Source organism: Shewanella aestuarii, assembly GCF_014647215.1.
Classification (GTDB): domain Bacteria; phylum Pseudomonadota; class Gammaproteobacteria; order Enterobacterales; family Shewanellaceae; genus Shewanella; species Shewanella aestuarii.
The window spans coordinates 210,095-224,087 of sequence record NZ_BMOT01000004.1 but is presented as its reverse complement, the minus strand read 5'-3'; the positions used below and the strand labels follow the sequence as shown (position 1 = coordinate 224,087).

13 protein-coding genes are annotated in these 13,993 nt (G+C 40.9%); 8 read left to right on the top strand and 5 right to left on the bottom strand.

Going from position 1 to position 13,993, the window contains the following annotated elements:
• Positions 1 to 103 precede the first annotated feature (103 nt).
• The 4 genes from asnC to IEY03_RS08365 all read right to left on the bottom strand — a co-directional run bounded on the left by asnC (position 104) and on the right by IEY03_RS08365 (position 2,406).
• Entirely contained in the window at positions 104 to 565 is a 462-nt protein-coding gene (asnC, locus tag IEY03_RS08380) for a transcriptional regulator AsnC (protein ID WP_188840899.1), read from the bottom strand.
• Between the two features lie 69 nt (positions 566 to 634).
• Positions 635 to 1,312, bottom strand: a complete 678-nt coding sequence (rluA, locus tag IEY03_RS08375; protein ID WP_188840898.1) for a bifunctional tRNA pseudouridine(32) synthase/23S rRNA pseudouridine(746) synthase RluA — start codon at positions 1,310 to 1,312, stop codon at positions 635 to 637.
• Between the two features lie 354 nt (positions 1,313 to 1,666).
• Positions 1,667 to 1,957, bottom strand: a complete 291-nt coding sequence (locus IEY03_RS08370; RefSeq protein ID WP_188840897.1) for a hypothetical protein — start codon at positions 1,955 to 1,957, stop codon at positions 1,667 to 1,669.
• A 23-nt stretch (positions 1,958 to 1,980) separates the two neighbouring features.
• Positions 1,981 to 2,406: a hypothetical protein gene (locus IEY03_RS08365; protein ID WP_188840896.1), complete on the bottom strand. Its 426-nt coding sequence runs from the start codon at positions 2,404 to 2,406 to the stop codon at positions 1,981 to 1,983.
• Positions 2,407 to 2,645: 239 nt separating this feature from the next.
• Here IEY03_RS08365 and IEY03_RS08360 point away from each other — a divergent pair, with 239 nt between their 5' ends.
• From IEY03_RS08360 to IEY03_RS08350, 3 genes are all read left to right on the top strand, one after another.
• Positions 2,646 to 4,427 (top strand): flavocytochrome c, encoded by a 1,782-nt coding sequence (locus IEY03_RS08360; RefSeq protein ID WP_188840895.1) that lies wholly within the window; start codon positions 2,646 to 2,648, stop codon positions 4,425 to 4,427.
• Positions 4,428 to 4,673: 246 nt separating this feature from the next.
• Positions 4,674 to 5,663 carry a 2-hydroxyacid dehydrogenase gene (locus IEY03_RS08355; protein ID WP_188840894.1) on the top strand — a complete coding sequence of 330 codons (990 nt, stop codon included), beginning with the start codon at positions 4,674 to 4,676 and terminating at the stop codon, positions 5,661 to 5,663.
• Between the two features lie 59 nt (positions 5,664 to 5,722).
• Positions 5,723 to 6,460, top strand: a complete 738-nt coding sequence (locus IEY03_RS08350) for a dienelactone hydrolase family protein (RefSeq protein ID WP_188840893.1) — start codon at positions 5,723 to 5,725, stop codon at positions 6,458 to 6,460.
• A gap of 123 nt (positions 6,461 to 6,583) precedes the next feature.
• Here IEY03_RS08350 and IEY03_RS08345 read toward each other — a convergent pair whose 3' ends face one another.
• Positions 6,584 to 7,126, bottom strand: a complete 543-nt coding sequence (locus IEY03_RS08345) for a mechanosensitive ion channel domain-containing protein (RefSeq protein ID WP_188840892.1) — start codon at positions 7,124 to 7,126, stop codon at positions 6,584 to 6,586.
• 366 nt (positions 7,127 to 7,492) lie between these two features.
• Between IEY03_RS08345 and IEY03_RS08340 the strand changes: the two genes are divergently transcribed.
• The 5 genes from IEY03_RS08340 to IEY03_RS08320 all read left to right on the top strand — a co-directional run bounded on the left by IEY03_RS08340 (position 7,493) and on the right by IEY03_RS08320 (position 13,932).
• Positions 7,493 to 8,239: a spermidine synthase gene (locus IEY03_RS08340; RefSeq protein WP_188840891.1), complete on the top strand. Its 747-nt coding sequence runs from the start codon at positions 7,493 to 7,495 to the stop codon at positions 8,237 to 8,239.
• Between the two features lie 239 nt (positions 8,240 to 8,478).
• Positions 8,479 to 9,048 (top strand): alkyl hydroperoxide reductase subunit C, encoded by a 570-nt coding sequence (gene ahpC / locus IEY03_RS08335; protein ID WP_188840890.1) that lies wholly within the window; start codon positions 8,479 to 8,481, stop codon positions 9,046 to 9,048.
• Between the two features lie 148 nt (positions 9,049 to 9,196).
• Positions 9,197 to 10,762 (top strand): alkyl hydroperoxide reductase subunit F, encoded by a 1,566-nt coding sequence (gene ahpF, locus IEY03_RS08330; RefSeq protein WP_188840889.1) that lies wholly within the window; start codon positions 9,197 to 9,199, stop codon positions 10,760 to 10,762.
• A 174-nt stretch (positions 10,763 to 10,936) separates the two neighbouring features.
• Complete coding sequence (locus IEY03_RS08325; protein WP_188840888.1) at positions 10,937 to 12,022, top strand: GGDEF domain-containing protein; 1,086 nt, start codon at positions 10,937 to 10,939, stop codon at positions 12,020 to 12,022.
• Between the two features lie 290 nt (positions 12,023 to 12,312).
• Positions 12,313 to 13,932, top strand: a complete 1,620-nt coding sequence (locus IEY03_RS08320) for a methyl-accepting chemotaxis protein (RefSeq protein WP_188840887.1) — start codon at positions 12,313 to 12,315, stop codon at positions 13,930 to 13,932.
• Positions 13,933 to 13,993: the final 61 nt, after the last annotated feature.

Genomic DNA, 13,993 nt, shown 5'->3' with positions numbered 1-13,993 from the left:
TTTATCACAACTGAATAACAAATGTAATGGCGTGGATGAAAAAACTATGCATTTTAGTTTTACAGTACTTTATGCTGTGTTTTCTAACTTATATTGTTTTGGTCTAAGGCTTAACCGCCCTTACGATAGGGTTTTGCAGACTAATAAGTGTTTCGGTGGATTGAATTTCGTCGATAGATTGGATGCGGTTTATCAATACATGTTGCAACCCATCAATAGATTGGCACATAACCTTTACAAAAATAGAGTAATTACCCGTAGTGTAATAAGCTTCGACTACTTCATCTAATGCGTTCAATTTTGCTATTGCTGCTGGGTAGTCTCCGGCACTTTTTAAGTTAATTCCGATAAAGCAGCAAACATCATAGCCCAAAGCTTTTGGGTTAACGCTGATTTGGGCGCCAGTAATAATCCCTGCCTGTTTCATTTTCTCTACGCGAACATGAATGGTTCCTGCACTGACAGAAAAACGTTTTGCAAGTTCAGCAAAGGGGGTACGCGCATCTTCCATTAGCGCCGATAAAATTTGGTTATCAAGTTGGTCGCGTTGAAATGAACTATCCACAGTAAAGCACCTATTATTTATTCAATTGGTTACTAATTTACGTCTTTTATTAAACTATTACTATTAAAATTACTGTTCTTGTACTGGCTCGATAAATGCCGGTGCAATATTGAAGTGCATGGGTTGAGCTGAATAAGGGTGCTTGATGGACAATTCTGCAGCATGCAGTAGTAATCTTGGCGCTAAGCGTTTGGCCAAAGCATCAGCATAAAAACCATCACCTAAAATGGGATGACCAAGCGCCATCATATGCACTCTAAGTTGATGCGAACGACCCGTTATGGGGGTTAATTTGACTAAAGTTGAACGCTTAGCATAGCTAATGACTTCTATCAGTGTCGTTGAGGGTTTACCGATAAGATGATCAACCTTCTGTTTGGGTCGATTCGGCCAGTCACAAATTAGCGGTAGCTCAATACTTGTTGTAGAAGGCTTCATATGACCGGCAACGCGTGCAAAATAGACTTTATGGGTTTCTCTATCACGAAATTGACGCTTTAATTCTCGTTCAGCATTTTTGCGTAAAGCGAGCACAATAATACCCGACGTAGCCATATCAAGCCGGTGAACGATTTGTGCATTTGGGTGATCACGCAACACTCGAGTAAAAACGCTGTCATGATATTGGGCTTCTCTTCCAGGAACAGATAACAAACCCGACGGTTTGTTTATCACAATAATATCTTTATCTTGATGGAGGATATCTAACCAAGGTTCGGTTGCTGGTTGATAGATAAAATTAGCCATAACAGGTCTCTATTGCGTGTGGACGGCAAAGATACTGAACCACAAATTCAGATGCAAGCTTATATACCCAAACAACCTGAAGATGCTCGATTTCAGCAAGAATTTACACGCGTTTAGGCAAGGCATTGATTGCGGGTAATGGTTATTCCCTTTTCAAAATCAATAACGCAGCATAAACGCGTGTAAAACTTGCCCTCAGGGAGTTTCACCGTGTTCCCCTGATTTTTAAATCAAGAGCGTTGTTGCGCTAATTTATAAGGTGCCTACATTACCGCATTAACGCGCCTAGTATTGAAAACACGGTGAAGCTCTGAAACACGTATCTTCAAGTTGTTTGGGTATGTATGGGGCGAGTTAAGAAAAAGCATTACCATTGACGTGCATTATGGTGAAGGTCCAGACCACAAATGCTAATGGAATATGTACCAGTGCGTAAAAGCACTGATCGAGTCGACTCATACCCTGTGCTAACCAAATTAAATAACCATGAGATACAATTACAAACGGAAATAATACCATTAATGGGTAAAGCGCAAATGGACTGGCATCAGCAAAAATGCTGTGGCTGAATATCGCCCAAAATACCATAAAAGCTGTGGTTATCGGTGGCGTAGCGGTACGGTATTGCTCTGGATAGGGAAACATCCTGTGTCCTTGAGTGTAAAAGACTAACCTTTAATTTCTTTTTTACCATGGATAACCTTTCTATGCACCACTGAATAATGACGCAATCCGGCAGGACCATGGGAAACCATAACCGACAGTAAAACGAGCGCGGTGATTATCTCAACTTGCCAATTCGACAATGGCACCAATAAAAATAATAACCCCACTTTGGCTAAAGTGAGTACGCCTTTTAATTGAATAAGCCAACGCCAATCTCGAATAATTTCCCATACCATCAGTAATGTGCCCGTTGTCATGGTAATGATCCAATAGGTCAGCCAGGCATGTTTATCGACATGTAATAAAATTCCTCCCCCGGCACCGACAACGCCAATGATATGTAATGCCCTCAGCCCTGTCTTGGTTAAACGCTCAAACCAAAATCTTGCTTCAGATAGCGGCGGCTGCCCAGTTGTATTTTTACCCATTTGCCATAACTGCTTATGTAAACCATGGTCTTATGTTAGCAACAGCAGTGAAAATAAACACTAAGCAAGTATCATTTTTAGAGGTGTATCAATATGCATAAAGACTAATCAGTGCGTTGGAACACAATTATAACCTTTAATTTTGTAGGGTTATAATTGTGTGATTTTGTTATCAGCCTACCTCTTTAGGGGGTGTTATGTTATTCCTAAGATTAATACCGTTAGGTAGGGGAAAACATATGTTAACAAACTCAACAAAATCTTTGCTGGCACTGCTGATATCAGGCGCTCTTAGCACCACGGCTTTTGCCGCTCCCGAAAATTTAGCCGATTTTCACGGTGAAATGGGCAGTTGTGATACTTGTCATGTCAATAAAAAAGGGCCAACTGACGATAACTTAACTTACGAAAACGCGCAGTGTACTAGCTGTCATGGCACATTGAAGGAAGTGGCTGAAACCGAAAGAGAAGGGATAGTGTCGCCACACCAATCGCATCTCATTGGTGATATCAGTTGTACTAGCTGTCACTCAGGGCATGAGAAGTCAGTCACTTATTGTGATTCTTGCCATAGCTTTGACTATAACATGCCATTTTCCGGAAAATGGGAGCGTGAGTTTGTGCCTGTTAATGCAGACAAAGAGGCTCAAGATAAAGCCATTGCCAAGGGCGCAAAAGAAACCACTGATGTGGTTGTTATTGGGTCGGGTGGCGCAGGTCTAGCAGCAGCGGTTGCTGCGCGTAATAATGGCGCTAAGGTCATCCTATTAGAAAAAGAGCCGGTACCAGGAGGCAATACTAAATTAGCTGCAGGCGGGATGAATGCCGCAGAAACTAAAGCACAGGCTAAATTAAAGATTGCAGATAACAAGCAAATCATGATCGATGACACCATGAAAGGGGGTCGTAACATTAATGATCCTGAATTAGTCAAAGTGCTCGCTAATAACTCATCTGATTCTGTAGATTGGTTAACCGCATTAGGGGCAGATTTAACTGACGTTGGCCGTATGGGCGGCGCAAGTGTTAACAGAAGTCACCGTCCTACAGGCGGAGCGGGGGTTGGTGCGCATGTAGCGCAAGTGCTGTGGGACGCCGCAGTCAGTAAAGACACCGATATCCGATTAAACAGCCGAGTGGTTCGTATCATTGAAGATACAACTGGCAAAGTTACAGGTGTATTGGTTAAAGGAACCTATACAGGGTATTACCTCATTAATACCGATGCAGTTGTTATTGCCACTGGTGGTTTTGCTAAGAATAACGAGCGAGTTGCCAAGTACGATCCAAGCTTAAAAGGCTTTAAAGCGACTAACCATCCAGGCGCTACCGGCGACGGTTTAGATGTGGCTGAACTTGCAGGGGCTGCAACCAAAGATCTTGAATATGTTCAAGCGCATCCAACTTACTCTCCAGTTGGCGGGGTAATGGTAACGGAAGCGGTACGTGGTAACGGCGCGATATTAGTCAACCGTGAAGGTAAGCGTTTCGTCAATGAAATCACCACTCGTGACAAAGCTTCTGCCGCCATTTTGGCACAAAAAGGCGAGAGTGCTTATTTGCTATTTGATGACTCAGTTCGTAAGAGCTTAAGTAAAATAGAAGGCTACATTCATTTAAACATTGTCAATGAAGGTAAAACCTTAGAAGAACTGGCTAATAAGTTAAGCATGCCAGCGCCTGAATTAACAAAAACATTAGCGTCTTATAATGGTTTTGTTAAAAACGCTAAAGATGCGCAGTTCGAACGTCCAGACTTACCAAGAGAGTTAACAACTGCTCCGTATTACGCGATCGAAGTCGCCCCCGCGGTGCATCACACCATGGGCGGTGTGGCAATTGATACTAAAGCGGAAGTGAAAGGTAAAAATGGTAAAAATATTCCCGGTATGTTTGCTGCGGGTGAAATTACCGGCGGTGTTCACGGTGCTAACCGTTTAGGGGGTAACGCGATTTCAGATATTGTTACCTTCGGAAGAATTGCGGGAGAACAAGCCGCGAAATATGCCAAAGAAAATTAATTAAAGGGAATTTTAGCCACTTGGCTAAAAACGTAACTTGCAAGCGAGCCCAGAAAAGGGCTCGCTTTTTTACGCCGTTATAAAAGGTTAAATAAACCACACTGGATCACATTTACGTTTGTAAAATGACGACTCTTAACGACAAAAAAGACCGGTTCGCATACACTAGAGGCAGAATTAATTTTACTGACAACGTCGGGTAAAATGCTCCCTAAGCTGTTAAGCCTTTTGAATGTAGGACATGCTATGAGAATTGGATTTTTTAGCGCAAAACCGTATGACATTCGTCATTTCGACCGCACCAATGAAGCCTTTAATGCTCAAATTGAATATTTTGATTACCGTTTGTGCATGCAAAACGTCAAGCTTGCTGAAGGCTTTGAAGTGGTGTGTGCCTTTGTTAATGACTCATTATGTGAAGAAGTGTTAGTTGAGCTTGCTAAAGGTGGTACTAAAGTCATTGCAATGCGTTGTGCGGGTTTTAATAACGTAGATTTAGTGGCCGCGAAAAAGCTAGGCATACAAGTTGTCAATGTACCTGCTTATTCACCTGAATCTGTTGCCGAACATAGCGTTGCATTGATGTTAACGCTTAATCGTAAAATTCATAAAGCTTACCAACGCACCCGTGACGCTAACTTTGCTTTGGCTGGCTTAGTTGGCTTTAATATGTTTGGCAAAACTGTGGGTATTATAGGTACAGGTAAAATCGGTTTAGCGACCATTAAAATACTTCAAGGCTTTGGCTGTAAAGTATTAGCTTATGATCCTTATCCAAACCCATTGGTGCTAGAACTTGGTGTCGAATATGTCAGCTTAGATGAAATTTATCCTGTTTGTGACATCATCAGTTTACATTGCCCTTTAACTGCAGATAACCATCACTTATTAAACCAGCAAAGCTTTAATAAAATGAAATCGGGTGTGATGGTCATTAACACCAGTCGTGGTGGCTTGCTCAATGCTATCGATGCGATGGAAGCACTCAAAGAAGGCCAATTAGGTTCGCTAGGATTAGATGTCTACGAAAATGAGAAAGGGCTATTTTTTGAAGATAAATCGAGTGAGATCATTCAAGATGATGTGTTTCGTCGCTTGTCGGCTTGTCACAATGTGATTTTCACTGGGCATCAGGCATTTTTAACCGAAGAAGCCTTAAACGCAATTGCCTTAACGACCTTGAATAATGTTCAAGCACTGGCGTTAGGTGAAAAATCGGGTAATGAGCTGTGTTAACTTATACAGATTATTGATAAATTGGAGCCTACGGGCTCCATTTTTTTGCAAGAGACACTATGATTATTTCAACTCAAGTACATGATATTGCCACGCCAACAGGTATTATGCGCACCACGGTCTTTCGTCCTGATCAAGCGGGGCAATTTGCCAGTGTCATTTTTTATTCTGAAATTTTTCAATTAACTGCTCCAATTGCTCGAGCCGCCGCTATATTAGCAGGCCATGGTTTTGTTGTGCTTGTGCCAGAAGTGTTTCATGAACTTAATCCCATTGGTACTGTACTGGCTTATGATGAACCAGGCAAAGATAAAGGTAATCAGGATAAGTTTGCCAAGCCATTAGAGCAGCATGATAGCGACACTCAAGCCTTAATTGATTTTGCTCGCTCTCAATCTTACTGTACCGATAAAGTTGGCGCTATGGGCGTGTGTATCGGTGGTCATCTTGCGTTTCGCGCTGCATTAAATCCTGATATTAAAGGCGCGTTTTGTCTTTATGCTACTGATATCCATTCCAACACTTTACCTTGCAAAGCGCAAAATGATTCATTGACTCGTGCAGGTGATATTAAAGGTGAATTAGTGATGGTATTCGGCAAACAAGACCCACATGTTTCTGCAGAAGGTCGCAAACAGATTTATCATCAGTTGGAACAGGTGAATGCCAATTTCAGTTGGCTAGAGGTTAATGCTCAGCATGCATTTATGCGTGATGAAGGCGAACGCTACGATCCGGCGTTAGCATTGCAAATGTACATTCAATCCGTGGCCTTTTTTCAACGTACTTTGAACTAGGTTTTCGAATAGTATTTGGTGTTTGCTAGCATGTAAAACGCGCCGTTATAAACGCACTTGGTAAAATGTATAATAGAAAAGGCGCTTCATGCGCCTTTTTTATTGAGTACGCATAATTGATATCTACTTTAAACGTTTTGGAATAATACGTTTGGTGGTGGTTTTTTTCTTCGCGAGATTGTCATGTGAAAGTTTAATCACCCCTTTTTGCAGCATTAAGCTATTTGGGTAGGTCATGACATCGCCTGAGTCGCGTTTAATTAAGATATGAAACAGCGATATTTCAACAATGATGCCCGACATATCTTCATCTTTATCGACAATTTTTATGCGATCGCCAATCCGGTAAGGGAAGACAAAAAAGATCAATACCCCAGCGGTAATGTTACTTAAAATCGACCATTGGGCAAATAAAGCCACACCTAGCACAGCAAAAGCTGATGACACGAACAGCGATACTTCCTGATAACCCAAGCCTAATGAAATCGCGATAACCGATAGAGTGACAAAAAACATGAAGTAAGAAATCAGTCGGGTAACTAATCGACTACGTACTTCGTTAACCTGCTTTTTGATGGCTTGGGTTTTTATCCACTTCTTTAGTTGCCGTTGGGCGATAATAAACACACCTAAATATAACAACACCATCATAATTTGATTCAACATAACCTTCCCTAAAGTAATACTGTCTCAATACTTCTATATGTTCGGTATAATACAATCTTTGCAGTACCTTGGCTTGCTGAATTTAGAGCTTGTTGATTTTGCGTTGCTTTTAATGGCGTTGGTAGACAAAAGTAACAACTAGCGCCTAGCTGGCGTAGTGATTCGCTTTAAAGAGGCTCGCAGTCATCACATCAACAGACTTTGTCTTAATACGCCGACAGGATGTTATTTATGGCTAAGTGAATTTAACTTAGATTCGTAAGCCGCCGTTCGCAACTTGCCTGATCCGATGACAACGATTTTGCTTGAAACGTCTGGGCAGTAATCTACAGGTCGGTTAAGAATCTATGAACAATATGGAATAATATGTCTGATTATAAGGTGTTACATAGCAGTGCAGATGAGTTTGGTGATCTGTTTGTACTTGATGATGGCCACTTTCGAGTTTTGTCGTTTGGTGATAATGACGAGCAAAGTAAAATGGACAAAGCAGAGCCGCATGTCCCTCAGCACACTTATGTGCAAGCCATGTTGACAGTGTTAATGGCAAAACAACCTAAAAGTGTCATGATTTTAGGGTTAGGCGGCGGCGCGTTAGTACATGCGCTGCGCCATTATGATGCAGCAATTAAAATTACTGCGGTGGAAATTCGCGAGCAAGTTATCCACGCCGCTAAACGATTCTTTCAATTGCCCACAGGCAAAAAGTTAACCTTAGTTCATCAGGATGCGAATCGCTTTATTAAGGCCGGTGACTTTAAGAAGACCGACATTCTATTTGTTGATATCTACAGTGAAAAGGGGGTTGACCCTCAATTATTGTCTGCCGAATTTACCCAGTATTGCCATCAAGCACTTAAATCTGAAGGGATATTAGTACTGAATTGCTGGAAAGAGCATCGTAATAACTCGGCATTATTGAGTCATCTTCAACAACATTTTACTTATGTCGAAGCTTGTTTAACCGGCGGAGGGAATTGGGTGGTATTTGCCACCAATCAAAGCCAGGGCTTATCGGCTATGAGCAATAAAGCCAATCAACAAGCCTTAAGTCAGGCTATAGAGGTTAATGTTTCTAGGGTGTTAACCCGTTTTGAACCTTGGAAGTCATAGCGAGGTGAACCTATCTATTACAAATCAGGCGATTACTTAGTTGCATGAATAAATCGATAACCCGTCCCATTTAAATCAAAAAACCGATTAAGATAATAGTTTTTATCCGTTATACATAATTAACGCGCCAGCGTATTCTAACTCCATCGAATGACGGCATAATGTTTAAGTGAACACAAAAACTCATTTAACGCCGCATTAAAACATCACTTAGTTAGTTAATTACAATGGAGTTAATCATGTCACAATCAATTATCAACAGCACTATCAAGCCATTCAAAGCAACTGCATTTCACAACGGCGCATTTGTTGACGTAACTGAGCAAGACCTATTAGGTAAATGGTCAGTGGTATTTTTCTACCCAGCAGACTTCACCTTTGTATGTCCAACAGAATTAGGCGACATGGCTGACCATTATGAAAAGCTTCAAGGAATGGGCGTAGAAGTTTACTCAGTATCAACTGACACACACTTCACTCACAAAGCTTGGCATGCAAGTTCAGACACTATTAACAAAATCACTTATCCAATGATCGGTGACCCAACAGGGACTATCACACGTAACTTCGGTGTGATGATCGAAGAGGACGGTTTAGCACTTCGTGGTACGTTTGTGATTAACCCAGAAGGTGAAGTGAAAGTGGCAGAAATTCACGACCTAGGTATAGGTCGTAGCGCATCTGAATTAGTGCGTAAAATTCAAGCTGCACAGTATGTTGCTAGCCATGATGGCGAAGTTTGCCCAGCAAAATGGCAACCAGGAGAAGAAACATTAGCACCTTCTATCGACCTAGTAGGTAAGATTTAATTCAGACCTCATCTTGTTAGAAAGCGTTATATCGCCAGTTAATGCCCCCTGCATTAACTGGCAATCTCCACCAGTATTTTGGTCTTACAAACCTTGGTGTTAAAAATTTAGTTAATTCCCTCATTTTGTTTCATCCTTAGGAGTTGTTATGTTAGATGCCAACGTAAAAAATCAACTGAAAACTTATCTGCAGAATCTTAAACACCCAGTTGAACTTGTGGTATCTGCAGATGACTCAAAAAAATCTGCAGAGTTGACCAGCCTAGCGCAAGATATTGTCGACAGCTCAGCACTGGTAAGTAGTATTGCTGTACAAGGTCAGCGCACGCCAAGCATGACTGTGATAAATCCTCAGCAAAATACCAGCATTACCTTTGCTGGTTTGCCAATGGGTCATGAATTTACCTCTTTAGTATTGGCGTTATTGCATAGTGGTGGGCACCCTATTAAGTTAGAGGCTGATGTCATTGAACAAATTCGTAATTTACCGGGTGAGTTTCATTTTGAAACCTATGTTTCACTCAGTTGCCAAACTTGCCCTGAAGTCATTCAAGCCTTAAATATGATGGCGGCAATCAACCCGAATATCACCAACGTGATGATTGATGGCGCATTATTCCAATCTGAAGTTGAACAGCGCAACATTTTATCTGTGCCATCGGTGTACTTAAATGGCGAAGCATTTTCAGTCGGTGCAATCAGTGTTGCCGAGATTTTAAATAAACTGGATAAAAACGCAGCAGGCCGTAAGGCCGAACAATTAAATCAAAAATCTACATTTGATGTATTAGTGGTGGGCGGTGGGCCCGCGGGCGCATCAGCCGCTATTTACGCCGCGCGTAAAGGTTTAGCTACCGGTATTGTGGCCGACAAGTTTGGTGGCCAAGTTGCTGAAACCGTCGGCATTGAGAACTTTATTTCTGTTGCAAAAACTGAAGGTCCTAAATTAGTCGCAAATCTTGAAAACCACGTTAAAGATTATGATGTTGACGTGATGGAAAACCAAAAGGCGATTAAATTAGCGGCAAACGGTTTATTTGATGTTGAGCTTGAAAATGGCGCCAGCTTACAAAGCAAAACCGTGCTATTGGCCACAGGCGCTAGATGGCGTGAAATGAACGTGCCAGGCGAAAAAGAATATCGCGGTAAAGGGGTGGCATATTGTCCACACTGTGATGGCCCATTATTCAAAGGTAAACGCGTTGCTGTTATCGGCGGCGGAAACTCAGGTATTGAAGCCGCAATTGATCTTGCCAATATTGTAGAACACGTGACTGTACTTGAGTTTGATAGTAAATTACGTGCAGATGAAGTATTGCAGCGTAAAGCAAAATCAATGGGTAACATTACGATTATTACCCAAGCGCAAACCACACAGGTTAATGGTGACGGTACTCGAGTGAATGGCTTAACCTATACAGATCGTAAAACCGGTGAAAGTCATGATGTTGTTCTGGCTGGCATATTTGTGCAAATTGGTCTGATCCCTAATACCGAATGGTTGAAAGGCGTCGTCGATTTAACGCCTCGCGGAGAGATCATCGTTGATGCGCGCGGCCAAACGTCTATTCCGGGGGTGTTTGCGGCAGGTGATGTTACCAACACACCTTATAAGCAAATTATTATCGCCATGGGGAGTGGTGCTACGGCTTCGTTAGGTGCTTTTGATTACCTGATTCGTCACTCAGAAGCGACAGCCGAGCAAGCTGCATAATTAATAGAGTGGAATCATTGGTTAATATGTATGATGAAATAATTATTTAAATGATATCTAGTGGATTAAAAAGCCAGTAACTTGTTGCTGGCTTTTGTGTTTATGGCGTAAATTTACCAATTTAAGTTTCAGTGATTATAATTACATGGTGTAAACAATCAGGTTGAATAGCAAATGACTTTCGAACAGCAGCTGCAAATAGAAACGCACCTTTATTTACAGAAAAGTTTTATTGGGTTGAAATTACTTTCGCTCGGTTTATTGCTATTACTGTTAATTAATCGTCCTTGGTACCTTTATGGTGAAATTCCGCTGACTAATATGTTCATGTCTATGGCGCCTCTAATAATCAGCTTATTGTTGACCACTAATATGACGCATAAATTATTGTCTTCATATGTCAATCCACTGTACTTTTCATTTCTATTTTTAGGTTTTAGTTGGTTACTTTTTACCTCTTTATTACTTCTTTATTCAACAACTTTTGTGGTTGCGGCCATTTCAATTACTGACATGCTAGTTCTTGCGTTCGGTATTTCACTTTTTCCCAGTCGAGTCATGTTCTTTACCACAATTTCCATATTATCGGTTTATCATCTGATCATTGATGTAATGTATGTTAGCTCAGACATATGGTTTTCAATTATTCGTTTGTTATGCTTCGTAATGATTATTTTTGCTGGACATAGTGTGATGCGCAGATGGTTTAAAAGGGCGATACAAAAAGATGTTGATAAACATAATTTAATTCAAGAACTTGAAAATTTGTCCATAAAAGATGGTTTGACTCAAATTTCCAATCGACGCCATTTTGATGACGTGATTAACAAAGAAATTGCTAACAGTGAACGGACTAAGCAGCCATTAGCCATTATCTTAATAGATATCGATTTTTTCAAAAAACTTAATGATAGTTTGGGCCATCAAGAAGGGGATAAGTGTTTAATCAGTTTTGCCAATATGCTCAAAAAGATTGTTAATCGCCCGCGTGATCTTTGTGCGAGATATGGGGGGGAAGAATTTATTTTATTGCTTGCAGAAACTGATTTGGCAGGCGCTATCAAGGTTGCAGAAAATGTTAAACAACAGCTTGAACAACTTGAGATTTTGCATCCAGATTCGATTGTCAGTAATAAGGTCACTGTTTCCCAAGGGATTGCCGTTTTTCAATCAGGCATGTCGGTAGATCAATTATGCCATTTAGCGGATGAAAAACTGTATCAGGTCAAACGCACGTGTCGAAACCATTTTGCCTATTAAACAGACTCATTTAAGATGATCAAAGGTTTCAAATATTTAGTTTAGTTTATGCTGTTACAGCCGATAAAATGAGTAATTGTAGCAATGTTAAGCTAAAGAACGATTATTTATGGTTTTTTTTCACCAATTGTGTGTCTGTTGACTATTATTACTGATATCTCTGTTTTTATGTTTTAACAACTACAAAATAAAAGTTGCAGCCTCTCATGGAACGAGAATAAGTTCTGTTTTTAACACGGTTAGAACCTTGATTAGGTTCACCACTTGTTAGTATCGCTTGGGGGCGAAGTATGAATTGGTTTAATAACATGTCCATTTTCAAAAAAGTGGGATTAATCTTCGTGTTGTCTGTGGTAATTTTTACTGCAAATTTGGCGATCAGTATTGTCGCAATAAATAAGAATCGTGACACCATGAACTTTATGCAGAGTAAAGTGAGTGAACGGGTTGAACTAGCCAATCAGAACGTGATTTTTGTTCAGCGACTGGATGAGTTATATACCCAATCCGTATCGTTTGCCGATGAAGATTTACTGACCAATGCCAGTAAAGTTTTTAAGTCTTTAGATTCCAATCTGAATAAGTTAACCGCAATTGATAATAATCAATCTCAAGCCTTATCTGTGCTGACTCTTGCTTTAGAAGAGTACAACGAGATGACCTCTGATCTTGCCAGAGGCATGTTAGATGGCACTATCGACATGAGCCAAGTTGGGCAGATAAGCCAAATGAAATCAGCTATTTTTGATAAGTTAACCAATGGTATTAACCAATATAAAACCGATAAAGTTGACGAGTTTTCATCGACGCTTGCAGAGGCAAGTAATCGTTCAGAGCAAAGTTTATATCTTACGTTAGGTATTGGGATTGCGTTACTGATCATAATGGGGATTGCCACAATTTCGATTGCCCGTTCTATCAGCGGTTCAGCCAGTAATGTGGCTAACTCACTGGGTGAACTTGCCGATGGTAAAGGTAATTTACGTCATCAATTGAACGTTAATGGTACAGATGAACTCGGTCAGGTATCGAGTAACTTCAATCGTTTCTTACGTTTACTAGCCGACTCGATTCAAGGCGTTGTCAGCGTGACCAATCCTTTGTTGGAAAGTGCTAAATCATTAAAAGATAAAATGTCGATAGCCACCAAAGCAACACAACAACAAAGCCAAGATGCTCGTACAGTACATGTGTCAATGGAAGAGATGCGTCACTCTGTTAATGATATTTCACTTAGCGCGCAACAAGCGGCTGAAGCGGCGCAAGAAGCAGAGCGTGAAGCTACCGCAGGCTTAGCGGTTGTGCAGCGCACAATTAATATCTCTCAAGATTTAAATAAAGGTATTGAGCTAGCGGCTAATTCTATTAATGAACTGGCGCGAGATACCGAAAGTGTTGGTTCAATTTTGAATGTGATTACGTCAATTGCCGAACAAACAAATTTACTCGCGTTGAATGCTGCGATTGAGGCGGCTCGTGCAGGTGAGCAAGGTCGAGGCTTTGCGGTTGTGGCAGATGAAGTGCGTGCACTTGCATCTAAAACAGCCGATGCGACCAAAGAGATACGCGGCGTATTAGACAGACTGAAAGGCGCGGCTGAATCATCAGTTACCACTATGGGTGCGGCGATCACTAAATCATCAGACAATGAACGTTATGCAAAAGATACTGGCGATGCATTGAAGTCGATTCAAGCTAAGATTGTCAGCATTAATAGCATGAATACCCATATTGCTTCCGCGACAGATCAACAGTCTGTTGTAGCGGAACAAGTTGGTGGTAATGTGGTAGAGATGAATGAATCTTTTGAATATTCATTAAGTATCTTGGCGGAAGTACATAATATTTCTCAGGGCTTAGATGACTTTGCTATCCAGTTAAAAAATGCCACTTCGCAGTTTAAACTTTAGGTGAATTGCTGGTAATCAATAACTTCAACTCAGGTTAATAGATTGACTCGCTAGAGTTTAA

What these genes read in the sequence shown, in the direction of transcription:
- IEY03_RS08350 (WP_188840893.1), top strand. Translation starts at nt 5,723, where the DNA reads ATGATTATTTCAACTCAAGTACATGATATTGCCACGCCAACAGGTATT.
- IEY03_RS08355 (WP_188840894.1), top strand. Translation starts at nt 4,674, where the DNA reads ATGAGAATTGGATTTTTTAGCGCAAAACCGTATGACATTCGTCATTTC.
- IEY03_RS08325 (WP_188840888.1), top strand. Translation starts at nt 10,937, where the DNA reads ATGACTTTCGAACAGCAGCTGCAAATAGAAACGCACCTTTATTTACAG.
- IEY03_RS08370 (WP_188840897.1), bottom strand. Translation starts at nt 1,957, where the DNA reads ATGTTTCCCTATCCAGAGCAATACCGTACCGCTACGCCACCGATAACC.
- IEY03_RS08360 (WP_188840895.1), top strand. Translation starts at nt 2,646, where the DNA reads ATGTTAACAAACTCAACAAAATCTTTGCTGGCACTGCTGATATCAGGC.
- ahpC (WP_188840890.1), top strand. Translation starts at nt 8,479, where the DNA reads ATGTCACAATCAATTATCAACAGCACTATCAAGCCATTCAAAGCAACT.
- IEY03_RS08365 (WP_188840896.1), bottom strand. Translation starts at nt 2,406, where the DNA reads ATGGGTAAAAATACAACTGGGCAGCCGCCGCTATCTGAAGCAAGATTT.
- ahpF (WP_188840889.1), top strand. Translation starts at nt 9,197, where the DNA reads ATGTTAGATGCCAACGTAAAAAATCAACTGAAAACTTATCTGCAGAAT.
- IEY03_RS08345 (WP_188840892.1), bottom strand. Translation starts at nt 7,126, where the DNA reads ATGTTGAATCAAATTATGATGGTGTTGTTATATTTAGGTGTGTTTATT.
- IEY03_RS08320 (WP_188840887.1), top strand. Translation starts at nt 12,313, where the DNA reads ATGAATTGGTTTAATAACATGTCCATTTTCAAAAAAGTGGGATTAATC.
- rluA (WP_188840898.1), bottom strand. Translation starts at nt 1,312, where the DNA reads ATGGCTAATTTTATCTATCAACCAGCAACCGAACCTTGGTTAGATATC.
- IEY03_RS08340 (WP_188840891.1), top strand. Translation starts at nt 7,493, where the DNA reads ATGTCTGATTATAAGGTGTTACATAGCAGTGCAGATGAGTTTGGTGAT.